The following is a 22,958-nucleotide window of genomic DNA, read 5'->3' as shown; positions in this document are numbered from 1 at the left end:
ACCAGCGGAACAGGATGTTGTAGTCAAGTTGTTCGCAGAACTGCCGATCCGAGCGAACCGAATACAGCGCAATCAGCAATTGCGCCTTGAGCAGACGCTCTGGCGGAATCGACGGGCGGCCGACCGACGAATACAACGCGTCCAGCTCAGCAGAAATGGCGGCCAGGGCGCGGTCCGCCAAACGCTTCACCCGTCGCAACGGATAATCTACCGGTACGCGCGACTCCGGCGAGAAGTAGTGGAACATCGAGGACTGGGGGTCGAGTTGGCCGCGCATCGTTGCAGGACAAGGAGTCTGGAGATACGTCTATGACAGGCAGCTTTTCGGATCGTTCACAGCCTTTTGCATCACGCTGTTAGGCCTTATTGCTTCAGTAGACCGCCTAATAGCGGGCCAAGAAGATCGTATTTCCATTTCTCGGGCATCGATTGGGATTGATACTTACCAACTTCTTCGTAATAGACCTTTACCCACTCAGCAGTAGATGAAACTACTTTCTTCAAGCTTTCACTCCGCTCGTTCGGAGTGCCGCTATCTACCGCAGACCTTAGCGCAAGGCAAACCTCAAGACCTTTTGCGGCTACCACAGGGCTAACGTATGGAGCCAGAGCGTAAGCTTTCGCTTCAGCCTCGCGTACTTTTGCTTTTGCCTCAGAAACGACAAAACGATCATTACTTTCGAAATATCCGATCAAACCATGCAGGGCAACAATAAATGCCTCTGCTTTCTCTTGGGTTTTCTCAAGGTTCTTCTGAGCATTCTGTGAGGAAAGCACTGCAATGTCTTTTTCTACTTGTGCTTCAGTTGATTTAAGGAGGAAATGCCCGGTTAGGTATGAGCCAGAAAGACCGCCGACTAAAGAGCAGATTGCAGCCACAAAGGCTATGAGTAAGTTGGTTCGGTTGGTCTGGTTCATTGGATAGGCCTAAATTTATTTTATGGCGACAGTTCTGCCGCATGACATCGGAATGTCGGATGCCTTTCCCTGCAAGTTACTGTTTAGATGCCGGAACCACGCGCAAGGCAAGATAAAAAGACAGGAACAGCAGCAGCCGAAAGATTAGTGGGTTGATGCGACCCATATGGCACATAGGCAGAGAGCATACCGACTCGCCCGGATGGCCGCTATCTGAATCGGGCGGTGACAGGCAGCTCCTGGCCGATACGGCCCTGCCGGCATCGACGCCCTAAGCGGCCGCTCGTCAGCGCCTAAGCTCGCGGCGAACGGCCGTGACACCTCAGATCTCGATCTGCTCCGAGATCTCCAAGGCATCATCGACCTCGATGCCGAGGTACGGACGGTGGACTCAAGCTTGGAATGACCAAGCAGGAGCTGCACGGCCTGCATGTTCTTGGTCAGGTTGTAGATCAGCGTCGCCTTCGTCCGCCACATGGAGTGGGTCGCGTAGGTGGACGGATCCAGCCCCGCCGCAATCACCCATTGTTCGACGATCCTCGCGCCCTGTCAGGTAGACACGTGCGGCGAGTGGTGCAGCCGGCTCGGAAAGAGGAAGCCCTCCGGTCTGAGCGTTGCTTTCTGATCCGTACTGCCACAGTTGTTCGCGTCGGCTCGGTCAGCTCGTACTGAACTGGCCGGTGCGTCTTCCTCTGGATGACGGCGGCGCGGGACAACACCTGGTTGCCATGAGTCAAGTCGCGAACGCGGAGGGCGACCAGATCGCATCCGCGAAGCTTACTGTCGATGCCCGGGTTGAACAGCGCCAGATCCCTCAGCTGGTTCGCGTTCTGAAGGTGGATGCGGATGGCCCCGATGTCTTTGGGCTTCAGCGGCGCCTTCTTTCCCGCTGGCAACCTGATATTCGAGGGTCCGCGTTACTCGGGAAGCTGACTGACGACCTACTGAAAACCTGGGGCCCAAGCAACCGTCCCCTCACCCATGCTGATAACATCGACAACTAGTCAGTGGAGTCCATCGAACGGCCTCCAAGTAGAAGACGTTCGGACAACGCTGTTTGGTGTTCACCGTTTTACATGCGCCACCCTTAGGACAAAATATTTCACCATTCTTCAGCGCGGCATCTTCGCTGAAGACACCCTCCGAAAAATACAATGTCGATAAATAGGCTCACAACGGAAGATGCGCTCTGTTTCTCCCGACGCCATCTGACCGCATACTACGATACTGACTTCTTTCCCAAGCCATTTGAGTTCGGAGCCCTCTGGTACAAATGGGACGAAGTAGTCCGAGTCCTGAGCAGTCCAGGCTGGCAGCCGTTCGGCAATCCAATAGCTATCCCCTGGAGGAAACCGAGAGGGGGTTACCGGGTAGTTCATCAATTAGATCCTGTTGACTCCATTATTTACACTGCCGCGGTTCACGCTGTTTCCGAAAATATTGAGACATCGCGCCAATCTCGACACAAAAAAATCGCTTGCTCTTATCGCATAAGAACAGACCCTTATGGCTTTTTCGTTGCTGGGTCTGGATTTTCAGATTACAGGGCGCGATGTGAGGAACTGGCTACCCAGTACAGATATGTTATCGCAACAGATATATCTGATTTTTATAATCGAATTTATCTCCATAGACTGGAGAACGCCGTTTCTACTGCAGCAGGAGATGGCCAGGGAAGAGCTCTTGAACATTTCTTACTTTCCATAAATAACAATACATCTCAAGGGATACCTGTTGGACCTGCAGCAAGCATCGTGCTTAGTGAAGCTGTCCTCGTTGATGTGGATCAATATATCCTGGACAGGGGAATGCGGCACGTTAGATATGTTGATGATATTAGGGTTTTCTCTGACTCCAAGCATGCGCTGGATATCCTACTTCAGGAATTGACTCTGTATCTACATCAGAATCATAGGCTTGGCTTGGTTGGAGAGAAAACAAGAATTGTAGAATCGCAATTATTTCTACAGGAAGAGCTTCAAAATCAATACCAGATTGAGAAGTTAGAAATTCTTAGCGAAATCGAGGTCGGAAATCCATATGGTTGCGAATCAAAGATTGCGCCTGTCGAATTAGATGAAGAGGCGGGCGCAAAGTTACTCAATTCTCTAGAGCGAATTGAGAGGCACGAGTATCTTGATCTTGCAGTCGCTCGAGCGATCATACGCCGCGCAAAAGCAAATAAAGTCAAAGATCTGGCTATTCACCTAATTCGCAAATCGTATTTCTACAGACCAGTAATAAACGACTTGGTGTTGTATCTTGATTCTGTAACAGGACCGGATAATATTCATCACATTCGCACTGCGATACAAGAAATGTTGTTCGATCAGTCATTCGATGATAAGGCGACCGCAGAATGGTTTTCATGGTACATATCCAAGCATCGCGGACTTGTTTCAGATGATGAGATCAGACAGGTTCTGAATTACTCTGATGGATTACGGTATCGTGCGGCTGCCGCGGTTAATCTCGGGAACGTGTCATGGGTTAGAACGCATAAAGACAAGGTATTAAATCTTGGTCCATGGGATCGACGTGCAGTAATTTTTGCTGCGCAAGTCCTGGCTAGAGACGAGAGAGATAAGTGGCTAAGGTCATTGTCGAGAAACGGATCGCTGTCGCTGCTCGATAAGTGGATGATCGAATGGGTGATTGCCGGTGCTCCGGAGGTTCCACCTTTGCCGGCTCCGCCTGTGGCGTCTCCGGTGATTGGAGACGAACTCTTGGTTGATTTCGACGATGATATCCCGTTCTGATTATGCAATCTGAAGCGGCGAGTGGCTGCTGGGTGAGGGCCTTACGCAGGGGGTGAGCGTCCGATTGCTCATGGTCCATTAGCTGCTTCGATTTTTCGGCGGTCGATTCGACTTTGCCGCTCGAATGTACGTTCCGCCCGAGGACGTTTCAGTGAGCCTCCGCACAGGTGAATGCTCCTCAGAAAATCTGCCCAATCGAAAACCTAAATGTCGAGAACCTCTTTCGGGTCGGATTCGGCTGCGGGCTGAAGTGGCAAGCGGTCATTGACCGCAACAAGCACACGAATGGCAGGTGACCAGCACATTGCCGACCGATGCGTGCGGCAGGCTCAACGGCCCCTCAGGCCGAGCAGCCGTCGCCGGTAGTGTGATCGTCTCTCGGTGTGTGGGAGGCGCGTACAGCGTCACCCCAGCCGCTTCGCCAAGTCCTCTGCCCTCGGATGGTAGTACCTCATCAGCATCCGCGGATCCTTGTGCCCCGTGATCTTCGTCAGCTCGTGCATCGGGAAAATCGACGCCAGACGTGACGTTGCCTCGTGCCGAAGATCATGAAACCGGAGGTCGGTCAGAAAGCGTTCGTCCGGTCGCTGCTGTGCTTCGCGACACTCATCTACGTAGAGCTTCCGTGCGCGCGTAACAGCCCGCTCGAACGCCCGCGTGACTGCATCGCTGCGGATGCTGAACACACGCCCCGTCACCCTGGCGTCCCGATTGGCACGCTTGTCGCGCAGGGTTTGCAGCGTGGCGACCGCCTTGGTCGATAAGGGCACGTCGCGGGCACTGCCGTTCTTCGTCGCTGGAAGGTGTGCGACCCGACGCTTGAGGTCGACGTGTTCCCAGCGCAGGTCGACGATCTCGCCCCGGCGCATTGCCGTCTCTACGGCCAGCCAGATGATCGAGGGGAGGAGGGTGGAGCCGGTGGTGGCGACGATGCGCTCGAGCTCACCTTCGTTGGCGCCACGCCCTTGGTCTGCTTCGTCCGACGATTCGCTGGTCGTTTGTTCGACCTCGGCGATACGCCGCGTACGCGCGTTGTTGGCTTGCGGCTTGCGCACCAGCTCGACCGGGTTTGACAGGCTCTCCATGCCCCATTCTTTGCGCGCGATGCTGAACAGATGGGACAACACCGCCAGCCGGCGCAGGATGGTGGCCGGTTTGTAGAGCTTGAGCCACTCGTCCCGTGCGGCGGCGACGTCGGTGCTGCGGATGGAGGCGAGGGCGCGCTTGGCGAGCTTCAGTGCGCGCCAGGTGCGGATCACGGAGCGTTCCGGCTCAGCGCCCTTCTTGCCGGGAAGGATCTCGTTTTCGTAGCGGTCGAGGGCTTCTTCCAGCGTGGTGTCTTCCGCCTCGCCGCGGCTGATCCACACACCGCGGGCCATCTCGGATTCTGTCATCGCCGCCCAGGCGTCGGCTTCGGCCTTGGTGTTGAAGGTCTTGTTCTGCGGTGGGTAGCCCTTGCGGCGGATCTGGACCTCCCACTGGTAGGGGCCGCGCTTGCGTATGGTTGCCATTCGTCAGTGTGACTTTCGATCTGAGTGTGGCAGTATTGTGGCAAATATGTGCTTATGACGCCAAGGGCCAATGATATAGGGATGGTGTTTTTGAATTCGCAATGCAGAGGTCGGGAGTTCGATCCTCCTTCGGTCCACCAAAATTCAGCGCCCAACTGTTCTCAGTTGGGCGTTTTCATTTGTGCTTCCCGCATGACTGAGCTACCCAGTATGGGTTCGGTGAGCTAAAGCGTGACGTACGGGGACACGGAGTGCGGCTACATTTTCTTCCCCTCGCGTTTGTAAGTGATTTCAGCGTCCTGACGAACCTGTGGCCTTGATGGTGATTGCAATGATTGCGGCATTCGCTACAATGCAATCACTGCAATCATCAGGGGAGCGCGATGGCGACTAATCTTGTCGTTCGTAACATCGACCCTTCGGTCGCGCAGGCTTTGAAAGAGGCTGCGGCGCGGCACGGTCGAAGCGCTGAGGCGGAGCATCGGGAAATCCTGCGGGCAGCGCTTGCGCGACCTGCGCGGCGGAGCTTCAAAGACGTTCTGGCCAGCATGCCGGACGTGGGTACCGATGAAGACTTCAACCTCAGGCAGGGCTGATGTACCTGCTCGACACCAACATCATCAGCGAGCTGCGAAAAGGTGGGCGTGCCGATCCGGGCGTGACCGCCTTTTTCGCCACCCTGGCCGCGGAGGACATCTATCTGTCGGTCCTGACAATCGGTGAGATTCGCCGGGGCCTAGAGAACATCCGTAACCGCGGTGACCGCGAGCAGGCCGCGCGACTCGAAGCCTGGCTGGATATGGTGGTCGCTGACTATGCAGACCGTATTCTGGGCTTTGACCTCGACTGTGCTCAGCTCTGGGGCCGACTGATGTCACCGAGTCCTCAGCATCCCATCGACAAGCAGATTGCAGCCATCGCCCTCATCTACGACCTAACCGTCGTTACGCGCAACACGGAAGACTTCAAGTCGGCCGGGGTGCGGTGCATCAATCCGTTTAGCCCGCCCTTGGTGACCTGAGAGGCGAGCGGCCGCGTTCCACTAGCCTCGGTGCCTAGCCTCAGGAGCGCCGAGAATCGGGAACCCTGCTCGTCGGCAGACCTTCGGGAGTGGTGTCTCATGCCACCGAGTGCCGAGAACGGCAAAAAGTGCCTGAGGTTCCGCGAGATTCTTTTGGCCACGAATTGCTTTATTTCGTGCTGTTTGGCCAAGAAATGCTTTTCTGGCTGCAGCGGACGGCTGGAAGAGGCGTCCGTACGAACAGGCGTGATTGCCGAAGCGGATACCTGCCGCGAGTCGTCACGCCTTGGCTGATCGAGGCGGGTTGGGGGAGCGGCTCCTCATGTGATCGGTGAGTAGCGGACCTTCACCAACGGCCGCATCGTCGTGGCGGGCGGTAAGGCGCAGCGAGGCGAACAGAAGCGGGCCGACTACCTGCCGTACTTCTGTCGCGATTTTCCGCTTGCCGTGGTCGAGGCAAAGGACGCAGGGCTGCCCGCGGAGACAGGGGTGCAGCAGACGCGTGAATACGCGGAGATCCTCGGGCTCAAGTTCGCGTCGTTGCGCCTGTCGCCGATCGGAATCATGATGCTTCGGATCTGCAGCGACTGCCTTCCGAATGACCTTATCCTGCCCGAGCGATGACCTCCCGCTTCCCCCTTTCTCCTGACGAAATCGAGATCACCGCGATTCGCGCGCAAGGCGCGGGCGGACAGAACGTCAACAAGGTGTCGAACGCCGTGCATTTGCGCTTCGACATCACGGCATCGAGCCTTCCGGAGGACATCCGCGCGCGACTGCTCGCCCTGCACGACCATCGGATCAGCAAGGAAGGCGTGGTGATCATCAAGGCGCAGAAGTTTCGCAGCCTGGAGAAGAACCGCACCGAGGCGCTGCGCCGGCTGGAAGAGTTGATCGAGCGTGTCGCGACGCCCCCGAAGGCGCGCCGTGCGACCCGGCCGACGCGTGCGTCGGTCACCCGCAGGCTGGAGGGGAAGGCGCAGCGGGCGTCGATCAAGGCCGCGCGCGGAAGGGTGAGCGACTGATCGGCTTGTCCCGTCGAGGCTCAGTCAGTGTCCCGCATCAATCAGCGTCCAGCAGGCGTGCGCACTCGTCCATCATCGAGCGCGCCAATTCCAACGCCGGCTTGCTTTTCGGCATCACCGATGCAAACGCGGCGCCTCAGGCTGGCGTGAGAGCCCTGGCCTCCGCGTCGCACGGGTCGCCCCCGTCAGTCCCTTGCCCCACGGGGGTGAAGTCCTCCCGTTCGGCGATGAAGTTGGGACGTGGCTCCAGTCCGCAGAAGGGGGCGACTGGCGTGTTGTTCACGCTGTTGAACACCATGAACAGGTTGCTGCGCGGCAAGGGGGTGATGTTCGAGCTGGATCCGTGCATCACGTTGCACTCGAAGAAGGTGACCGCGCCCGCTGGGCCCGTCGGCGCGACGATGCCGAAGTCCTCGACCAGCCGACTCAGGCTGGTCTCGTCCGGCACGCCGATGTCCTGCTGCCTGAGCGAGGCCTTGTAGTGGTTCTCGGGGGTGGCGCCCACGCAGCGCACATAGCGATGGTGGGAGCCGGGGATGATCATCAGCGGGCCGTTGTGCGGCGTGTTGGCCGTGAGCGCGATCGAGCAACTCACCATGCGCATGGCGGGGATGCCGTCCTCCACGTGCCAGGTCTCGAAGTCGGAATGCCAGTAGAATTCCTTGCCCCGAAAGCCGCCCTTGTAGTTCACGCGCGACTGGTGGATGTACACCTTGCTGCCGAGCAGCTGCTCGGCGATCGCAACCAACCTGGGATGGTTAGCCAGGCGTGCGAGCACTGCGCTGCTGCGATGCACGGCGAAGATCGAGCGTAACTCCCGGCTGCCGGGCTCGATGACTGCCTCATCGAGGTCCTTGACCGATTCATCGGTGCGCAGGCGCGCCAGCTCATTCAGGCAGTCCTGCACCTCGCCGGCATCGAGCAATTGATCGAAGTGCAGATAGCCGTTCTCTTCGTAGAAACGCAGCGCTTCGGCGTTCAGCGGCCCCGCAGTGGCATGCGGGTAGGTCACCGGATCCAGGCGCGGGCCGATCTGCGGCTCGGGGTCGAAGCGCGAGGGGTAGCGGTCATCTGCGCGCGGACGCGTCAGCGTGGGGCGGGCGGCGTTCATGCCGGTCATGCTCATCATGGCCTTGCCCATCCACTCAGTCGGCGAGCGCGTAAGCGCCGGTCTGGTCATGCACCTCGCGCCCGGTCAGCGGCGGATTGAACACGCACACCATGCGCATGTGGCGGCCCTTGTTGGCGCGCAGGACATGGCGGTCGTGCTGGTTCAGGCAGTACAGGGTGCCGGGGCGGATGGCGTGGGTCACGCCGGTGGCAAGGTCGATGATCTCGCCTTCGCCTTCGATGCAGTACACCGTCTCGAAGTGGTTCCGGTACTCGAACTCATGCTCGGTGCCGGGCTTGATGATGGTGTCGTTGATGGAATAGCCGACGCCAGCATCCTTGTAGATCAGGCGACGGCTGTTCCAGCCTTCGGTATCCACGTCAGCGGCGGTGCCGATGACGTCGTCCAGGTGCTTCACGATCATTGGGGTGTCCTCGCATGTAGGGTGTGCCCCGCCTTTAAGGGGGCGCGGGAGGTGAAAGAAGGGGGCAGGGCTGCCGGTAGCCTCAGGCCGCGGCTTCGATCGCCGGCGAGGCGTTGTCGACGCTCAGGGCTTCGCGCAAGCCGGCTTCGATCACATCCAGACCGTGCCGCAGTTCCTCCTCGGCGATGGTCAGGCTCGGGAGCAGCTTGAGCACCTGGTCGTCGATGCCCGCGGTCTCGATGATCAGCCCGCGCTTGAAGCACGCCTGTGAGATGCGCGCCGCCAGTTGCGTGTCATCGAACTCGATGCCCCAGATCAGCCCGCGCCCGCGCACCCGCGCACCGGGAGCATGCTTTGCGACGATGTCGGTCAGGCGCTTTTCGACCAGCCCGGCCTTGCGTGCCACATCCTCGGCGAGCAAGCCATCCTGCCAGAACCTGAGCGCGGCAGTGGCGGTGACGAAGGCTGGGTTGTGTCCGCGGAAGGTGCCGTTGTGCTCGCCCGGCGCCCATTGGTCGAGTTCGGGCTTGATCAGCACCAGCGCCAGCGGCAGGCCATAGCCCGACAAGGACTTGGACAGCGTGACGATGTCAGGCACGATCCCTGCGTCCTCGAAGCTGAAGAAGGCTCCGGTGCGGCCGCAGCCGACCTGGATGTCGTCGACGATGAGCAGAACGCCGTGTTCTTCGGTGATGCGGCGCAGACGCTGAAGCCACTCGACGCTGGCGACGTTCACGCCACCCTCGGCCTGCACGGTCTCAACGATGACCGCGGCAGGCTTGTCCATCCCGCTGCCCTCGTCCTTGAGCAGCGCCTCGAAGTAGTCGAGCGTGTCCGTGCCTTCGCCAAGATAGCCATCGAACGGAACGGAGGCGGTGTGGCCGAGCGGCACGCCGGCACCGGCGCGCTTGAACCCGTTTCCGGTCACCGCCAGCGCGCCCAGCGTCATGCCGTGGAAGGCATTGGTGAAGCCGACCACCTGCTCGCGTCCGGTCACCTTGCGCGCCAGCTTCAGCGCAGCTTCGACCGCATTGGTGCCGGTCGGCCCGGGAAACTGGAACTTGTAGCGCAGGCCCCGCGGTTGCAGGATGACGTCGTTGAAGCGGGCGATGAAGGCTTGCTTCGCCTCGGTGTACATGTCCAGCGAGTGCGTAATGCCGTCGCGCATCAGGTAGGCCAGCAGGGCCTGCTTGATCTTGTCGGGGTTGTGACCGTAGTTCAGCACGCCCGCGCCGCAGAAGAAGTCGAGGTAGCGGCGGCCCTCGGCGTCTATCATCCACGCGCCCTTGGCGCTGGTGAACATCGCGGGAAAGCTGCGGCAGTAGCCGCGGACTTCGGATTCGTACTGTTCGAATGTGTTCATGATGAGATAACTCCTCTGGTCGAAATGGGCGGGTCTGCGCTCGATATAGGACGAGCGACATCCGGGCGCTCGCGCCTGCGAGTGCCCTGTACGGCACGAAGCCGGTCAGACCGGAATGGGGCTCTCGAGCTGGGACTGAACGCCGCGGGCGGGCGTATGGCGCGCAATCGGACCCACGCGCAGCATCGGCTCGGCGGGGTGGCCTGATGGAAACAGGTCGGCGGTGAAGTGGGGGGTCACCTGGCAGCCGGTGTCATGTTCGCGCGCCAGTCGTTGGAACAGGGCACGCGAGGCCTTGTTGTCGTCCGCTACCGTGGCTGTCACCCAGCGGCAGCGGGCGTTGGCCGGCAGGCTCAACCATTGCTGCAGCAGCTGCAGGCCGAGGCCCTGGCCGCGCTGCTCGGGCAGCACCCCCACCTGCCAGACGAAGGCGGTGTCGGCCTCGCGCGGCGGATGAAAGCCGATGACGGCGCCGACGATGCGGCCGTCCTGCTCGGCCACAAGGCAGGTGTCGCCGAAGTCGGCGGCGAACAGAACGTAGAAATAGACCGAATTCGGCTCCAGCGTGCCGGTGGACTGGACGAATTGCCAGAGAGCGGTGCCATCGCTCGGGCGCGTGCTACGGAAACGGATGCGAGATTGGGGGGCGGAGCGGATGGGCGAAGGCGTGTCGGTACGGTTCATGTCGTGGGTTGTTCTGGTGGCATGCCGCACCCACAGCGGGGTGAAGTGCGACATGTCAGACCACGTCAGCGCCTTGGGGCGGGCACCGCGGTCGGTCGGCCCAGGTGAGGGCCCTCAAAAAACTCAAGCGACGCATTGGCCGTTGAACGATCGCCCGCTGCACGGCATGAATGGCCGATCAATCGGCCCCTTGAGCAGCGGGAGGGATTTAGTGCATTTGCGCAAATCCTTTTTTACCTTACCTGAGCATCCCGTTCACATCAAGCCTGCGATGTCGGGCGAATGCAGTCGCTGGACCAGGGCATGGAATCGGTGGCCGTCGGCTGCGAATATCGGCCAGTCCGTGGCAAGTGATGCCCGCAAGCTCCGTCCGAGCCTGTCGCGCTTGTCCCCAGCCGATGGGGACAGGGTTGTGGGAGGAGTTGTGGATAACCCGGCTGAGCCGTTGAAACTCGGCCTGATTCGAGCACTGCCCAATTTTTGAGCGACACCAGAGATCGAGGGCCCGTCGACGTCGGCGGTGTCGTGCCTGCGGCTGAGTCCGAGTGTGGTCAACTGCCGTTTCGCCACGGCAGGGGCGGTGCAACGAGTCGCGGTGCCTGGCCGTCGCCGATCGTTCCGAATCGGGCGGCTCCTTGTTCCCACTCGGTCTGTGCCTGCGCGATGTCTTCCTTGCTGAAGCCCACAAAATTCCACCACATCAGCACTGGTTCCTCGAACGGCTCGCCCCCCAGGAACAGCACCCGAGCGCCTGCGGGTAGCGCAAGCTGAAGTTCGCTGCGTCCCTTGCCGAGGTAGGCGAGTTCGTCCGCGCTGATGGTTTCGCCGTCGACCATTGCGTCGCCAACGAGGGGCATCAGGCCGTACTCGAAACCGGGGTCCAGTTGGAGCGTGATGTTGCTGGTGCTGTCGCAGGCGATGTCGATGCCGACCAGCGGGGAGTGGATGCGCGCCGCTGCGGTTCGCTCACCGTAGCGGCCGGCGAGCAGGGTCAGTTCTGCGCTGCCTTCGCGCCAGTGCGGCAGTTCGGCGTAGTGCTCGAAGGCGGGCGGGCAATCCTTGTGTTCCGGCGGCAGGGCGATCCACAGCTGTGCCGCGTGCAGCCGCTCGCCGTCATGCAGCGAATCCTCGGTATGGGCGATGCCGTGCCCAGCGGTCATCAGATTGACCTGGCCAGGGCGGATGATCTGCTCGTTGCCCAGGCTGTCGCGGTGCAGGACCTCGCCCTCGATCAGCCAGGTGAAGGTCTGCAGGGCGATGTGCGGGTGCGCGCCGACGTGCATGCCTTTGCCGGGCTCGAACTGCACTGGGCCGGCGTGATCGAGGAAGCACCACGCGCCAATCATGCGCTGCTGGCGATTGGGGAGCGCGCGGCGCACGAGCATGCCGTCGCCGAGGTCGGCGCTGCGCGGTTGGATGCGGACGATCGGATTCATGGTCGGTGTCCTTGATGGTGAGCCTGCCGAGCGCTGGCGAAAATTCTAACCGCCGAAGTGATGCCGGCGCTTGGCTGATATGCGAGTCGATGCAATGTGCTGTCTTGGCGGGTTGCGCTGGACTGCTCCGGCAGTGCTTACTCTGCCTATAATCCGGCCCGGTCGCCAAGGTGCGCATGCCCTCATGCGCCACGGCCTGAAAAGGTGCTGAGCATGGAAGCGGTGGCAGTGATTGATTTCGAGACCACGGGGTTGTCGCCCGCACAGGGTGACCGCGCCACGGAGATCGCAGCGGTCATCGTGGAGGATGGGCGTGTGGTCGATCGCTACCAGAGTCTGATGAACGCAGGAGTGCGGATTCCGGCCTACATCGAGGCGCTGACCGGTATCACGAACGCGATGATCCGCAGCGCGCCGGCGGCGGGCGAGGTCATGCGCGAGGTGTCCGATTTCGTCGGCAACATGCCGATCGTCGCCCACAACGCCTCGTTCGACGCCAAGTTCTGGGATGCGGAGCTGGCGCGCATCGAGCGCAGCAGGGAGCAGGACTTCGTATGCTCGCTGCTGCTGTCGCGGCGTCTGCTGCCCGCTGCACCCAGCCATAAGCTGGGCGTGCTGGTCCAGTACGCCAACTTGCCGGTTGCGGGGCGCTACCACCGTGCGCTGGCCGATGCCGAGATGGCGGCGAGCCTGCTGCTTAGGCTGGAGGATGAACTGCGGCTTCGCCATCAGGTGCCAAGGGTGTCGGTCGATCTGCTGCGGCAGATCCAGCGCACGTCGAAGGCGCAGCTGCCTACATGCCTGGCGGCTGCCCGCGGCAAGACCAGCGGCTGACGGGCGGTGCTGGCGCTGGCTGGAGACCGGGCGGCTTGAGCAGGCTGCCATGACCTAGCGGTCGGCGCATGCGCGCGCGGCTGCGGCCAAGAGCCCTCGCGACTGCTCGGCCCGCCTCCCCAGGCGATGCAAACCTTGATACGATGCAGCCATGCTCCGCAGCAATCTCGTTTCCCGCGTTCGTTATTACGGCTACCGCTTACCACGGCGGTAGCGGCGCGCGCGCCCAGTCCGCCCGAGGCGGACTGGTTGAGCTGATTGGCGGTCTCCCTCGGGCTATTTGCCCCGTCCTCATCAGGAGACCCCATGCATCACGATACTTTCGACGTCTTCCACCTTCTGGAAGAGCGCGGCTTCATCCATCAATGCACCGACGCCGACGGCCTGCGTAGAGCGCTGGCCAGTGGGGCGCGCAGCATCTATCTCGGGTTCGACGGTACCGCAGACAGCCTGCACGTTGGCCATCTGCAGGGCCTGATGCTGATGCGCTGGATGCAGCGCGCAGGGCATCGGCCAATACTGTTGATGGGCGGTGCCACGACTCGTATCGGCGATCCGAGCTTCAGGGACACGAGCCGGCCGATGCTCGACGCGGCGACCATTGCGGCCAATTTTCGCGGTATCAGCACGGCCTTCACCCGGTACTTGCGTATGGACGACAGCGCCGACGGCGCGCTCGTGGTCGACAACGCGGAATGGCTCGATGGGCTCGGCTACCTGGATTTTCTTGGCCGGGTGGGACGGCATTTCAGCGTGAATCGGCTGTTGAGCTTCGACGCTGTGCGCACCCGCCTGGCGCATTCGCTGAGCTTCCAGGAGTTCGGCTATACCTTGCTGCAGGCGTTCGACTTCACTCAGTTGGCGGAACGCTACGGCTGCACGATCCAGGTCGGTGGCGCCGACCAGTGGGCGAACATCATCAACGGTGTAGAGCTCTCACGGCGGCAAGGCGGAGGCGAACTGTTCGGGCTGACGATGCCGTTGCTGGTGACTGCGGACGGACGCAAGATGGGCAAGTCTGCCGCGGGTGCGGTGTGGCTCAACGCTGACCGGCTGGCACCGTTCGAGTTCTGGCAGTTCTGGCGCAATGTGGATGACCGCGATGTTGGCCGCTTCCTCGCGCTGTTCACCGAGCTCCCCATGACCGAGGTTCGACGCCTGGGGGGGCTGCAGGGTGCAGAACTGAATGAGGCGAAAGTCCTTCTCGCCACGGAGGCGACGCGGCTTGCGCACGGCGATGGTGCTGCCGAGCGCGCCGCAAGGACCGCTGCGGGGCTTTTTGGTGGCGGTGAAAGCGACGACGGGCTCGCTACCCTGGTCGTTGATCCGGTCCGCGTCAGCGCTGGGCTTACGCTTGCCGAGCTTGCGGTGGAGGGTGGGCTGACGCCGTCCCGCAGTGCTGCCCGGAGACTGGCGGCTGGAGGCGGTTTGCGCCTGGACGGCATCCAGGTCACGAATGCGGATCTGCCTTTGCCCTCGGCCGCAGGTGAGTGGCGCCTGGCCGCCGGACGCAAGCAGCACCTGCGTATCGTCGTGTCGGCCTAGCAGACGGGGTCGAGCCTGTCCTTGGTTGTTGCGCGCAGCGCTGAGGACGGGCTTGAGCTGTCGCAAGTTGCTGACGCGTTGGTCGGTGCATGATGCGGGAACAAAGAGGTTTGCGAATGAGGTCGTCTATGAAACGCGTGGCAGTCATCGTGCTTGGCATTTGGGTTTGCCTGTCGGCGGGCGTTGTCCGGGCAGAAACCCCGCCGGAGCCTGCGGCAAGGACAAGCACGCAGGTGCCCGTTCAACAGAGTGGGCAAGAGACCAAGGATGGCGTGGGTGCGATGCAGGCCAGCCCGGACAATCGGGCCTCCTTGTTGTCGATCGTGCTCGTTGCCGGGGTGATGATCGTGGTGGGAAGAGCGGCCATTGCCTTCGCCAAGAACAAGATGGACGCGGAGTTGCTGGCTGCCAAGGCACAGGCCGATCTCGATCAGGCGGACCGGGACGCGCAGGCAAAGGGGTGACTGGCGCTGTGCCTGGATGCAAGAGTGATACCCGGCCCGGCGCGCCTATAATGCGCCCCCTGTCATGAATACAGCGATGCCGCCATGCGCCACAACCTGAAGGTTCCGTTCGCAGAGAAGGACGAGGCGAAGAGGCTGGGTGCGCGCTGGGATGCTGCGCGCAAGCTCTGGTACCTTGGCGACGGCGTCGATGTGGCGCCGTTCTTGCGCTGGCAGCCGACGCCCCACGACGCATCGTCTCCGCCACCGTCGCCTGTGCCGCGCCGTGATCCGGCTTCATCTCGGACGCAGGAGGGCAAGGTGCAGGTAGGCAGCCGCTATGTTGCGCTGCCGCGGGTGTGTGACTGCCTGCCTTGGGACGACTGCGAGAAGTGCCGCTTGCAGACGTGGCCCGAACCCCAGCGCGGGCGTTGAGCGGGACAAGGCTGTTGCGTCGCCGAGTACGCGTGCAGCGGCGATAGACGCTTGCGCAGGGTGGATCAATGGCTACCGCCGCGGTTCGCTGCTGACCCTGCGAACCGGCTTGATCCGCAGTGCGGACAGGACGCCGGCGAGGACGAGGCCAATGCCGGTCAGCGTCAGGGCGTCCGGCCACTGCTCCTTCCAGATGAATGCATAGGTCAGTGCCGCGAGCATCTCGAAGACGATGAGTTGCCCCACCACTGCGGTCGGCATGCGCTGGCTGGCTTCGTTCCAGCACAGGGTGCCGAGCCAGGATGCGAACAGGCCGATGCTCACCATCAGGCCAATGAACACCTCCGGACGTGGGCCGAAGGGCATGGGCATGGGGTTGCCATCGATGATGAGCCAGGCCCAGAAGCCGATGTATCCGGTCAAGGCCAGCGGCAGGGTGACGAGGCCCTGCGCCGTTGCCCAAGCGCGCGGGTTGCGATCCGGATGCGCACGCAGCCAGTCGGCGTTACGCAGCGGGTACCAGGTCCAGCAGGCGACGGCGCCGATGGCAAGCGCGGCGCCGCTCAGGTAGCGCGTGTTGCCGTCGCTGCCTTGCGCGGCGAGCGCGGACATTTCCACCTGATTCACACAAGCCAGGCCTAGGGCGATGAGGATGAGCGCTGGCCCAAGCCGCGGCCAGGGCAGCATGCCGTCGCGCTCGCGGTTGCGCCAGTTGGCGCTGATGGCGATGACCACCGGCAGGGTGCCGATGATCATGGTGGGCAGCGGGGCGCCTGCACGCTGGATGGCACTTGCAAGAAACAGGTAATAGAGCAGGTTGCCGATGAGTGCGAGCTTGAGCGCCTCGATCCAGTCGCTGCGGTGGAGACGGCCCAGTTCGCCGCGGTCGAGCCAGGCCAGGGGCAGGGCGATCAGCCCGAAGGCGAGGTAGCGCCCGAACGACTGCAGGGCCGCCGGATAGTCGGGCAACAGCAGTGGGCCGACGAATACCAGACCCCAAAGCATGCCCGCCGCAAGCGCGAACCCGATACCCACCCACATGAAACGTGCTCCCGATGACGATGCGGGAGTTTCATCGCCCGCCCTGATGCGTGTCTTGTACCATCTTGCGCCTGCCGGGGGCTCAGGGCCGAACCTGGCGCTGGTAACGTGCGGGGGTGACACCGTAGCGGCGCGCGAAGGCGCGTGTCAGGTGGGCCTGATCGGCGAGGCCGACGTCAGCCGCCACCTCGGCAGGTGCTTTGCCGGCAGCCAGGCCTTGCTTGGCCTCGAACAGGCGGAGTGCCATCAACATCTGCTGCGGGGTGACATGGTGCTGATCCCGGAAGCAGCGCAGGAAATGAAAAGGGCTGAGTCCGGCGACGCTTGCGAGCGCCTCGAGCGTTATGCGCTCGCCCAGATGCGCGCGCATGTAGTCGATGACGCGGTTGAAGCAGTGGGCTTTTTCGGCGCGCGCCGGCGCAGGCGAGCGGGCATGGGGCTGCAGCTCGCGTACGAGCAGCAACAGCAGGCTGTCGATGGCGAGTGGGTCGGCCTCCCGCCACAGTGCATGAAGCAGTGCGGTGAGGCGACGCGCGCGTACAGGGTCGTCGTCCACGACGGCACTCGAGAACCACCACTGCGTGTCGCCGCTTGCTCGCGCCAGAAGGTCCGGATCGATGTAGATCATGCTGTAGGCCCAACCCTGCTCGGTTTCGGCGCGGCCCGTGTGCAGTGCGTCGGGGTTCATCAGCACAATGGAGCCGGGAGCCGCGAGGTGATCCGAGCCGGCGAGACGAAAGCGCTCGACCCCATGCTCGATGACGCCGAAGCCATACGCCTCATGGGTATGGGCGTCGAAGTGGTGGCGAACGATATGGGCGCGATACAGCTCGATGCCCGCTCTGCCCGGTGGACGGCGGAACTCGGCCTTGTCTGTGATGTGTTCGAAGTGTTCGGGGACGCCTTGCATGGGAGTCGTCAGGGCCGGGAGGCACGGGCCTGAAGTCTAGCCGCATGCCCTGTGTTTGCGGGGGGAGGATGGTGGCGCGGTAGGCCGCGGCTGACTGCTGCGGGGTCTGATGCGATTGGGCGCGGTAACCCACTGCCCGAGAACGGGGTGCGCCGAGTATGATGGCGACCCCGTCTTCCGAAGAGCTTTCCAATGTCGATCGACCTGACCGAGCACTCCCTGCAAGAGTTGGAGGCCATGCTTGTCGAGGTCTGCAATGAGATCTCGGTTCGCGAGGAGCGTGCCCGGTGCGATGAAGCCGTCGTGGAGGTCGTGCCTGAGCCTGTCGTGCCGCCCGAGCCGACCCAGGGGGGCGAAGAGCTTGCTTCACCAGCACAGCCAGCCAGCGTCGCCGAAGAGGTGACGATTCGCTATGTGCATCCGGCCAGTCGTTCCCTGTGCTGGTCCGGCGAGGGCGCGGCGCCGGAGTGGGTAACGGCCTATCTCGCGCATGGCGGATCCTGGAGTGCGATGGAGAACGCGGCCGAGCAGCTGCTGCGCAGCCGGCCGAGACGAAAGTTCTAAACCAGTGGTGCTGAGGTAGAGGAACTGGGGCAGGGGCGCTGAGGCGACCCGTCAGGCACGCGCTCAGCTCCCCGTGATTCCTTTTTCGGTGGGCGCCGGCGCTACCACGACACGATTGCGACCTGCCTGCTTGGCTTGGTACATGGCGCCGTCGGCGCGATCGAGCGCGACCTCGAATGCTTCTCCCGGCAAGAGCGGGGTCACGCCGGCGCTGAAAGTGATGACGACCTTCTGGTGGTCGGCCATGAAGAACTCCCGCGTCAGTTCGCGCTGCAGGCGCACGAGCGCCTGATAGGCCTCATCGTCCGAGGTTTCCGGGAGCAGGATCACGAACTCCTCGCCGCCGAAGCGCGCGAGCACGTCCTGCGGGCGCAGGTGCTGTCTGACGATGCGCGACAGGTGGACGAGGGCGTCGTCGCCCACCTTGTGGCCGAGGCTGTCATTGAGCTTCTTGAAGTGATCGATGTCGAGCAGGGCCACGGCTAGTCGCGTGCCACGGCGCACTGCCCGTGCGGCCTCCTTCTGGAACATCTCGTCCAGGCCTCGGCGGTTGAGGGCACCGGTGAGCTGGTCGTGGCGCATGAGCCGGCTCGACTCATCGAGTTCGGCCTGCAGGGCGGTGATACGCGCCTGTGCGGCGCTGGCCTCCTCGCGTGCGGCGAGCAGTTCGCTGCGTGATCGGCGCGCCTCGTCCTGCATGCTGCGGGTTTCCTGCATGACCTCGTCGAGCAAGGGGCCGATCTCCGCGATACTGCCAGCCTGGGCGATGCGTTGGGCGCAGGTGCCGATGCGGTCGTGGTAGGTGCCTGTGCTCTCGGAGAAGCGCGCCAGCTGGTCGACGAAGCCCGCCAGCATGTCGCGCAGGTGGCGTTGGCTGGCAACCAGGTTGCTCTTGAGCTGACCTTGCTTGGAGATCAGTTCGCGCAGACGCTGTCCTGCGTCGTCTATCTTGCGGGCGTCGAGTTTGCTCTCGGTGATCTCGCGCAGCATCTCGACCTGGCCGCTGAGCCAGGCGTCGTCGAGGACGAGGTCATCGATGTTGCGAAGGAGCAGGCGGAGCAATTCGAGCAGGCCGCTGCGCACTTCGGCGTCGTCGGCGGCGGTGATCTCGATCTCGTGCGTGAGCTTGCGCAGACGGTCGCGCAGTTGGGTGAGTGCTGGGGTATCGAGCTGTTCGCCGAGTTCTGCTGCGATCGATCTCGCCTCGGCGGCCAGATCGGCGTGTTCGGTCAGCAGGGCGGGGATGGCCTGGTGCAGGCTCAGCTCGAGCAACTCGCGTACAGCGTCCAGGTGTCCATGTCTGGACTCGTCGTGGGCCGATACGGGGTCCGCCTGCTTGAGCGGATGTGGTGCGTTCGCCGCTGGGATGGATGCGAGGGGGCGAGCCGAGGGGCGCTCCTGGGCAAACGCGTCCTGAGTGCCGTGCATGCTGTCCGCGTCGGAGTCGGTTCCGGCCTGGGTCCAGCCGCGCAGAAGCCCCTGCAGGCGGCTGTAAAGCGTGGCGGCGTCCGAGGCGTTGAGTACCCGGTCCAGCGCCTCGCGCTTGCGTGCAGTCGTCCAGCCGTTCTGGCGCGCTTCCCACTGGCGGACCAGATTTGCGATGACCTCGTTCCAGGCCGGTTGCTCGGACTGCTTCAGGCCGTCCAGGTAGCGCTCCAGGGCCGCGTCTGCCGCCTTGGCGTCGTTCTCCGCGAGCGCCTGATCGAGCTGGCGCAGTTGTCGCTGGCGTTCTGGCGTATCCCGTGGGAGGCGACGGACGATCCTGCGCAGATCGGACTCGGGGGGGGCATCCTCCGAGGTGCTGGTGCCTGCGATTTCGTGATAGAGCTTGCGGTAGTTGTCGGGCGTCGGAGCAACGCGCCGCATCGCCAGCTGGCGTAGAGTCTCACGGGCGATTTCGGACGGGTTGCCATTCGTGGTCATGTCGAGGAGGGCCTGAGCTGCGCAAGGATGCAGCCCGATTATAGGCTCGCCCGGATATCACGAGCGAGCCGGTGGTGAGCCTCTTTCGAGCGCGAGCAGGCTTTTGTCTGTTTCCTGTGTTTCGGAGCCTCAGCGTGGGTGGTTTTCGTCTGGAAGGTCGTATCGGTCTGCGATATACGCCGGTCCCTTCATGACGAAGACGATGGTGCACCCAATGGCTAGGGTGAGCATGACCGTCCAGTGCAGCACGACTGCCGCGATCACCCAGATGTCGATCATCTGCAAGGCACGGGCGGTTTCGATGCTGGTGTCACCCCACCACAACAGCCTGGCCAGCAGGGATGCGGCGATACAGCCCATCGTTCCGGCAAGCGTAACCATGGGTAGCCGGCGCAGTATGGCGCGCTCTACGCCGGCAGGGGCGGTCTGTGAGCCGGGCAACCGTTTCCAGCGCTTGAGCGTCATGATGGTGGTCCTCGCGGTGATGGTGGTCCAGCTGTTGCAAATGCGTCGCAGGGGCAGGTCGATGCAGCGGGCGGGCGGACTGCTTCAATCGCGACGCGTTAGAATGCAAGCTTTGCGGTGTGAAGCGGGCCTGTCGTCGGCTCACTCCGCTCCGCTTACCTGCACGCGTGTATAGACGCGTGCCGCTTATTCCGAGTTCTCAAACTGATGACTTCTGCGCAAACACCCCCCGCCACCACGATGCCCGAGACCGGGCTGGACGCCACGCCCGCCCAAGCGAAGCCCGGCATCGAGCCACGTGCGATGATCAAGCGCCTCGAGGCGGAGTGTGCCGCATTTCGTGACTGCAAGCCGCTCGCGCTGCGCATTGACAACGCGATTCTCGAGCGTTTCCCTGAGTTCGAACGCAAGGTGCTGCGTGTCGCGTTGAGGATGCATACGGCCTCGACGCGTTACCTCAAGGCGGTTGAGCGCAGCGCACAGCGCTTCGATCTGGATGGCAACCCGGCGGGCGAGGTCACCGACGAGCAGCGCGCGCACGCTGCGCAATTGCTCAAGGAGCGGTTTGCGGCGGTTGCCAAGCAGCAGCGCGAGAAGCGCGAGGCTGAAGAGGCTGAGCGGCGCAAACAGGAAAAGCTGCAGCAACTGATGAGCAAGTTTGGCCGTTGAGTGTGCCGCCCAGGCCTAGCCTGGGTCGTGGTCGGCAGTGCCAGCTCGTGCGAGCCAGGCCGCCGCAGTCGCCGCAACCGACACGGCGAGCCCGCCGCCGATGTGACCAGTGCCGATCATCAGCCCCGAGATCAAGCCGAGAGCCAAGAGTGCGCGCGTACCAATCGTTGCCATGATCCATGCTCCTCGTTGTTTGTTTTGAAGACTGTATATTTAAACAGTTGTTGGCGCAAGCGCCCAACAGCAGCGTTGCGGCTGCGCTTGGGCTATAATCCGCGTCCGTTGCCGGCATAGCTCAGTTGGTAGAGCAGCTGATTTGTAATCAGAAGGTCGTGGGTTCGATTCCTATTGCCGGCACCAAGTCTTTCCTGCAGTCGCGGCTTACACGGTCAGAAGTTTTGCAGCGCAAAAAAACTTTGACTTTCCTGCAGCGATTGTTTATAGTTCTGTTTCTCCGACGCGGGGTGGAGCAGTCTGGCAGCTCGTCGGGCTCATAACCCGAAGGTCGCAGGTTCAAATCCTGCCCCCGCAACCAAACAAACAAAAAGGCCCACGTCCGCGTGGGCCTTTTTGTTTGTGTTTCCGATATCAGGGGCCGGCATACAAGCCGGCCAAGCCTTTCATGCTGTCCGCTGCCTACATCGGCTTGTTCGTTGCCGCCTTTGGCGCGGCCACACTGTTACCGCTGCAATCCGAGGCGGTGCTCGTCGGCTTGTTGGTCAATGCGGCTCATCCGCCGTGGGCGCTGGTTATCGTTGCCAGTGCCGGTAATGTCCTGGGCTCTGTCGTCAACTGGCTGCTGGGTCGCTACCTCGAGCGCTGGCGTGCGTATCGCTGGTTTCCGGTGCGTTCAGATCAGCTCGAGAAGGCCCAGGCGCGCTACCATCGCTATGGCCGCTGGTCGCTGCTCCTGAGTTGGGTGCCCGTCATCGGGGACCCGCTTACAGTACTCGCCGGGGTAATGCGAGAGCCGCTGTGGAGCTTCGTTCTCATCGTCGCCGTGGCGAAGGCGGGGCGCTATATCTTTATCGCTGCGCTTACGTTGGGTTTGCGGTGAGCCTTGGCGAGTACGCTTGACGGACGATGTAACACGCAGGAGGTTGGCCAGCGATGGCTGGGTACTTGCGGCAACCAGAACATGTGTCCCGCGCGCTTGGCGAGCGTATCGAGATCGTGCCTTACGATCCCGGCTGGCCGCGCGCGTTCGAGGAGGAGGCTGCGCGGCTGCGGGCCTGCCTGCCACCAGACATGATTGGGCGTATCGAGCATTTCGGCAGCACCGCGGTGCCGGGGCTGCATGCCAAGCCTATCGTCGATATGCTGGTGGAGGTGCGTTCGATGAGCGACGTTGCGCAGCATATTGCGCCGCTATTGCAGGCGCAGGGCTGCGAGTTCTTCTGGCGGGCGAGCCAGCCGGGTTTGCCCGGCATCGAGTACGCGTGGTTCATTCGCCGTGATGCCAGCGGACGGCGCACGCACCACATTCACTTCCTTGAGAGGGGGTCTTCGGAATGGGAGCGCCTGCTGTTTCGCGACTACCTGCGCGCGCATCCCGAGGCTGCGAGGGAGTACGGTGCGCTCAAATGCCGCATCGCTGCCGCCTGCCCGGACGATCGCAGGGCTTACGCGCAAGCCAAGGGTGATTTCATCGCCCGCATCATGCGTGCGGCGAGGGCGGGGCGGGAGGGCTGAATCGATACCGGCAGAGGGCGCGCTGTCGTGCCCTCTGCCGGTGTGGTCTTACATCCCTTGGTAGATCGGTCCTTCGCCGCCCTGCGGCACGACCCAGTTGATGTTCTGGGTCGGGTCCTTGATGTCGCAGGTCTTGCAGTGCACACAGTTCTGGGCGTTGATCTGCAGGCGCGGCCCAGCCTCCT

At 62.3% G+C, this 22,958-nt stretch carries 27 protein-coding genes and 2 tRNA genes; 15 read left to right on the top strand and 14 right to left on the bottom strand.

Annotated features, from left to right (window positions below; translation table 11 throughout):
* A partial coding sequence (locus P7F68_RS19515; protein WP_277835595.1) for a transposase occupies positions 1 to 277 on the bottom strand: 277 nt, incomplete at its 3' end.
* Between the two features lie 86 nt (positions 278 to 363).
* Complete coding sequence (locus P7F68_RS19510) at positions 364 to 918, bottom strand: hypothetical protein (protein WP_277835588.1); 555 nt, start codon at positions 916 to 918, stop codon at positions 364 to 366.
* 1,154 nt (positions 919 to 2,072) lie between these two features.
* Between P7F68_RS19510 and P7F68_RS19505 the strand changes: the two genes are divergently transcribed.
* Positions 2,073 to 3,677 (top strand): RNA-directed DNA polymerase, encoded by a 1,605-nt coding sequence (locus tag P7F68_RS19505; protein WP_277835585.1) that lies wholly within the window; start codon positions 2,073 to 2,075, stop codon positions 3,675 to 3,677.
* Positions 3,678 to 4,081: 404 nt separating this feature from the next.
* Here P7F68_RS19505 and P7F68_RS19500 read toward each other — a convergent pair whose 3' ends face one another.
* Entirely contained in the window at positions 4,082 to 5,188 is a 1,107-nt protein-coding gene (locus P7F68_RS19500; protein ID WP_277835584.1) for a site-specific integrase, read from the bottom strand.
* A 383-nt stretch (positions 5,189 to 5,571) separates the two neighbouring features.
* On the opposite strand from P7F68_RS19500, the gene P7F68_RS19495 reads away from it, so the two are divergent.
* From P7F68_RS19495 to arfB, 4 genes are all read left to right on the top strand, one after another.
* A complete protein-coding gene (locus P7F68_RS19495; protein ID WP_277835582.1) occupies positions 5,572 to 5,784 on the top strand; it encodes a FitA-like ribbon-helix-helix domain-containing protein in 213 nt (70 codons plus the stop codon).
* Entirely contained in the window at positions 5,784 to 6,209 is a 426-nt protein-coding gene (locus P7F68_RS19490) for a type II toxin-antitoxin system VapC family toxin (protein ID WP_277835581.1), read from the top strand. Before P7F68_RS19495 ends, P7F68_RS19490 begins: the two co-directional genes overlap by 1 nt.
* A gap of 366 nt (positions 6,210 to 6,575) precedes the next feature.
* Positions 6,576 to 6,833 (top strand): hypothetical protein, encoded by a 258-nt coding sequence (locus P7F68_RS19485; RefSeq protein ID WP_002936809.1) that lies wholly within the window; start codon positions 6,576 to 6,578, stop codon positions 6,831 to 6,833.
* Positions 6,830 to 7,234, top strand: coding sequence for an alternative ribosome rescue aminoacyl-tRNA hydrolase ArfB (gene arfB, locus P7F68_RS19480; protein ID WP_002936807.1), 405 nt, complete (start codon positions 6,830 to 6,832; stop codon positions 7,232 to 7,234). The genes P7F68_RS19485 and arfB overlap by 4 nt, the downstream gene beginning before the upstream one ends.
* A 136-nt stretch (positions 7,235 to 7,370) precedes the next feature.
* Here arfB and thpD read toward each other — a convergent pair whose 3' ends face one another.
* The 5 genes from thpD to P7F68_RS19455 all read right to left on the bottom strand — a co-directional run bounded on the left by thpD (position 7,371) and on the right by P7F68_RS19455 (position 12,252).
* Positions 7,371 to 8,363, bottom strand: coding sequence for an ectoine hydroxylase (thpD, locus tag P7F68_RS19475; RefSeq protein ID WP_232431520.1), 993 nt, complete (start codon positions 8,361 to 8,363; stop codon positions 7,371 to 7,373).
* 16 nt (positions 8,364 to 8,379) lie between these two features.
* A complete protein-coding gene (locus P7F68_RS19470) occupies positions 8,380 to 8,769 on the bottom strand; it encodes an ectoine synthase (RefSeq protein ID WP_277835578.1) in 390 nt (129 codons plus the stop codon).
* Between the two features lie 82 nt (positions 8,770 to 8,851).
* Positions 8,852 to 10,132 (bottom strand): diaminobutyrate--2-oxoglutarate transaminase, encoded by a 1,281-nt coding sequence (ectB, locus tag P7F68_RS19465; RefSeq protein WP_277835577.1) that lies wholly within the window; start codon positions 10,130 to 10,132, stop codon positions 8,852 to 8,854.
* A 105-nt stretch (positions 10,133 to 10,237) separates the two neighbouring features.
* Entirely contained in the window at positions 10,238 to 10,870 is a 633-nt protein-coding gene (gene ectA / locus P7F68_RS19460; protein WP_277835576.1) for a diaminobutyrate acetyltransferase, read from the bottom strand.
* 497 nt (positions 10,871 to 11,367) lie between these two features.
* On the bottom strand, positions 11,368 to 12,252 hold the full coding sequence (locus P7F68_RS19455) for a pirin family protein (protein ID WP_002936793.1): 885 nt from the start codon (positions 12,250 to 12,252) through the stop codon (positions 11,368 to 11,370).
* Positions 12,253 to 12,465: 213 nt separating this feature from the next.
* On the opposite strand from P7F68_RS19455, the gene P7F68_RS19450 reads away from it, so the two are divergent.
* From P7F68_RS19450 to P7F68_RS19435, 4 genes are all read left to right on the top strand, one after another.
* Positions 12,466 to 13,086: a 3'-5' exonuclease gene (locus tag P7F68_RS19450; RefSeq protein ID WP_277835574.1), complete on the top strand. Its 621-nt coding sequence runs from the start codon at positions 12,466 to 12,468 to the stop codon at positions 13,084 to 13,086.
* Between the two features lie 306 nt (positions 13,087 to 13,392).
* Positions 13,393 to 14,631, top strand: coding sequence for a tyrosine--tRNA ligase (gene tyrS, locus P7F68_RS19445; protein WP_002936787.1), 1,239 nt, complete (start codon positions 13,393 to 13,395; stop codon positions 14,629 to 14,631).
* Between the two features lie 128 nt (positions 14,632 to 14,759).
* Entirely contained in the window at positions 14,760 to 15,095 is a 336-nt protein-coding gene (locus tag P7F68_RS19440; protein WP_002936783.1) for a hypothetical protein, read from the top strand.
* 84 nt (positions 15,096 to 15,179) lie between these two features.
* Positions 15,180 to 15,509 (top strand): DUF5710 domain-containing protein, encoded by a 330-nt coding sequence (locus tag P7F68_RS19435; RefSeq protein ID WP_002936776.1) that lies wholly within the window; start codon positions 15,180 to 15,182, stop codon positions 15,507 to 15,509.
* 72 nt (positions 15,510 to 15,581) lie between these two features.
* On the opposite strand, the gene P7F68_RS19430 is transcribed toward P7F68_RS19435, so the two are convergent.
* Positions 15,582 to 16,550 carry a DMT family transporter gene (locus P7F68_RS19430; protein ID WP_002936771.1) on the bottom strand — a complete coding sequence of 323 codons (969 nt, stop codon included), beginning with the start codon at positions 16,548 to 16,550 and terminating at the stop codon, positions 15,582 to 15,584.
* 82 nt (positions 16,551 to 16,632) lie between these two features.
* Entirely contained in the window at positions 16,633 to 17,460 is an 828-nt protein-coding gene (locus P7F68_RS19425) for an AraC family transcriptional regulator (protein WP_002936770.1), read from the bottom strand.
* Between the two features lie 192 nt (positions 17,461 to 17,652).
* Here P7F68_RS19425 and P7F68_RS19420 point away from each other — a divergent pair, with 192 nt between their 5' ends.
* On the top strand, positions 17,653 to 18,024 hold the full coding sequence (locus tag P7F68_RS19420) for an H-NS family nucleoid-associated regulatory protein (RefSeq protein ID WP_277835572.1): 372 nt from the start codon (positions 17,653 to 17,655) through the stop codon (positions 18,022 to 18,024).
* Between the two features lie 63 nt (positions 18,025 to 18,087).
* Here the strand turns inward: P7F68_RS19420 and P7F68_RS19415 are convergent, their stop codons facing one another.
* The gene (locus P7F68_RS19415; protein WP_277835570.1) at positions 18,088 to 19,947 is read right to left on the bottom strand and encodes a GGDEF domain-containing protein; all 1,860 of its coding nucleotides are present in this window, start codon (positions 19,945 to 19,947) and stop codon (positions 18,088 to 18,090) included.
* Positions 19,948 to 20,076: 129 nt separating this feature from the next.
* Positions 20,077 to 20,412 (bottom strand): hypothetical protein, encoded by a 336-nt coding sequence (locus P7F68_RS19410; RefSeq protein WP_002926637.1) that lies wholly within the window; start codon positions 20,410 to 20,412, stop codon positions 20,077 to 20,079.
* Positions 20,413 to 20,652: 240 nt separating this feature from the next.
* Between P7F68_RS19410 and P7F68_RS19405 the strand changes: the two genes are divergently transcribed.
* Entirely contained in the window at positions 20,653 to 21,081 is a 429-nt protein-coding gene (locus tag P7F68_RS19405; RefSeq protein WP_002926635.1) for a ProQ/FINO family protein, read from the top strand.
* Between the two features lie 15 nt (positions 21,082 to 21,096).
* On the opposite strand, the gene P7F68_RS19400 is transcribed toward P7F68_RS19405, so the two are convergent.
* Positions 21,097 to 21,255 carry a hypothetical protein gene (locus P7F68_RS19400; protein WP_198291742.1) on the bottom strand — a complete coding sequence of 53 codons (159 nt, stop codon included), beginning with the start codon at positions 21,253 to 21,255 and terminating at the stop codon, positions 21,097 to 21,099.
* A 110-nt stretch (positions 21,256 to 21,365) separates the two neighbouring features.
* On the opposite strand from P7F68_RS19400, the gene P7F68_RS19395 reads away from it, so the two are divergent.
* The 4 genes from P7F68_RS19395 to P7F68_RS19380 all read left to right on the top strand — a co-directional run bounded on the left by P7F68_RS19395 (position 21,366) and on the right by P7F68_RS19380 (position 22,773).
* Positions 21,366 to 21,441: transfer RNA gene (locus P7F68_RS19395), tRNA-Thr, on the top strand.
* Between the two features lie 98 nt (positions 21,442 to 21,539).
* Positions 21,540 to 21,616: transfer RNA gene (locus P7F68_RS19390), tRNA-Met, on the top strand.
* 87 nt (positions 21,617 to 21,703) lie between these two features.
* On the top strand, positions 21,704 to 22,138 hold the full coding sequence (locus tag P7F68_RS19385) for a YqaA family protein (RefSeq protein WP_002926633.1): 435 nt from the start codon (positions 21,704 to 21,706) through the stop codon (positions 22,136 to 22,138).
* Positions 22,139 to 22,191: 53 nt separating this feature from the next.
* Positions 22,192 to 22,773, top strand: coding sequence for a GrpB family protein (locus P7F68_RS19380; RefSeq protein WP_002936765.1), 582 nt, complete (start codon positions 22,192 to 22,194; stop codon positions 22,771 to 22,773).
* Positions 22,774 to 22,821: 48 nt separating this feature from the next.
* Here the strand turns inward: P7F68_RS19380 and P7F68_RS19375 are convergent.
* Positions 22,822 to 22,958, bottom strand: a 137-nt coding sequence (locus tag P7F68_RS19375) for a 4Fe-4S dicluster domain-containing protein (protein WP_277833863.1), incomplete at its 5' end; no start/stop codon positions are given.

The organism is Thauera mechernichensis (genome assembly GCF_029588855.1).
In the GTDB taxonomy this organism is placed as follows: Bacteria; Pseudomonadota; Gammaproteobacteria; order Burkholderiales; family Rhodocyclaceae; genus Thauera; species Thauera mechernichensis.
Note: the sequence above shows the minus strand (reverse complement) of the source record. Positions and strands in the feature narration are given on the sequence as shown.

What these genes read in the sequence shown, in the direction of transcription:
- P7F68_RS19510 (WP_277835588.1), bottom strand. Translation starts at nt 918, where the DNA reads ATGAACCAGACCAACCGAACCAACTTACTCATAGCCTTTGTGGCTGCA.
- P7F68_RS19505 (WP_277835585.1), top strand. Translation starts at nt 2,073, where the DNA reads ATGTCGATAAATAGGCTCACAACGGAAGATGCGCTCTGTTTCTCCCGA.
- P7F68_RS19500 (WP_277835584.1), bottom strand. Translation starts at nt 5,188, where the DNA reads ATGGCAACCATACGCAAGCGCGGCCCCTACCAGTGGGAGGTCCAGATC.
- P7F68_RS19495 (WP_277835582.1), top strand. Translation starts at nt 5,572, where the DNA reads ATGGCGACTAATCTTGTCGTTCGTAACATCGACCCTTCGGTCGCGCAG.
- P7F68_RS19490 (WP_277835581.1), top strand. Translation starts at nt 5,784, where the DNA reads ATGTACCTGCTCGACACCAACATCATCAGCGAGCTGCGAAAAGGTGGG.
- arfB (WP_002936807.1), top strand. Translation starts at nt 6,830, where the DNA reads ATGACCTCCCGCTTCCCCCTTTCTCCTGACGAAATCGAGATCACCGCG.
- thpD (WP_232431520.1), bottom strand. Translation starts at nt 8,363, where the DNA reads ATGATGAGCATGACCGGCATGAACGCCGCCCGCCCCACGCTGACGCGT.
- P7F68_RS19470 (WP_277835578.1), bottom strand. Translation starts at nt 8,769, where the DNA reads ATGATCGTGAAGCACCTGGACGACGTCATCGGCACCGCCGCTGACGTG.
- ectB (WP_277835577.1), bottom strand. Translation starts at nt 10,132, where the DNA reads ATGAACACATTCGAACAGTACGAATCCGAAGTCCGCGGCTACTGCCGC.
- ectA (WP_277835576.1), bottom strand. Translation starts at nt 10,870, where the DNA reads ATGTCGCACTTCACCCCGCTGTGGGTGCGGCATGCCACCAGAACAACC.
- P7F68_RS19455 (WP_002936793.1), bottom strand. Translation starts at nt 12,252, where the DNA reads ATGAATCCGATCGTCCGCATCCAACCGCGCAGCGCCGACCTCGGCGAC.
- P7F68_RS19450 (WP_277835574.1), top strand. Translation starts at nt 12,466, where the DNA reads ATGGAAGCGGTGGCAGTGATTGATTTCGAGACCACGGGGTTGTCGCCC.
- tyrS (WP_002936787.1), top strand. Translation starts at nt 13,393, where the DNA reads ATGCATCACGATACTTTCGACGTCTTCCACCTTCTGGAAGAGCGCGGC.
- P7F68_RS19440 (WP_002936783.1), top strand. Translation starts at nt 14,760, where the DNA reads ATGAAACGCGTGGCAGTCATCGTGCTTGGCATTTGGGTTTGCCTGTCG.
- P7F68_RS19435 (WP_002936776.1), top strand. Translation starts at nt 15,180, where the DNA reads ATGCGCCACAACCTGAAGGTTCCGTTCGCAGAGAAGGACGAGGCGAAG.
- P7F68_RS19430 (WP_002936771.1), bottom strand. Translation starts at nt 16,550, where the DNA reads ATGTGGGTGGGTATCGGGTTCGCGCTTGCGGCGGGCATGCTTTGGGGT.
- P7F68_RS19425 (WP_002936770.1), bottom strand. Translation starts at nt 17,460, where the DNA reads ATGCAAGGCGTCCCCGAACACTTCGAACACATCACAGACAAGGCCGAG.
- P7F68_RS19420 (WP_277835572.1), top strand. Translation starts at nt 17,653, where the DNA reads ATGTCGATCGACCTGACCGAGCACTCCCTGCAAGAGTTGGAGGCCATG.
- P7F68_RS19415 (WP_277835570.1), bottom strand. Translation starts at nt 19,947, where the DNA reads ATGACCACGAATGGCAACCCGTCCGAAATCGCCCGTGAGACTCTACGC.
- P7F68_RS19410 (WP_002926637.1), bottom strand. Translation starts at nt 20,412, where the DNA reads ATGACGCTCAAGCGCTGGAAACGGTTGCCCGGCTCACAGACCGCCCCT.
- P7F68_RS19405 (WP_002926635.1), top strand. Translation starts at nt 20,653, where the DNA reads ATGCCCGAGACCGGGCTGGACGCCACGCCCGCCCAAGCGAAGCCCGGC.
- P7F68_RS19400 (WP_198291742.1), bottom strand. Translation starts at nt 21,255, where the DNA reads ATGGCAACGATTGGTACGCGCGCACTCTTGGCTCTCGGCTTGATCTCG.
- P7F68_RS19385 (WP_002926633.1), top strand. Translation starts at nt 21,704, where the DNA reads ATGCTGTCCGCTGCCTACATCGGCTTGTTCGTTGCCGCCTTTGGCGCG.
- P7F68_RS19380 (WP_002936765.1), top strand. Translation starts at nt 22,192, where the DNA reads ATGGCTGGGTACTTGCGGCAACCAGAACATGTGTCCCGCGCGCTTGGC.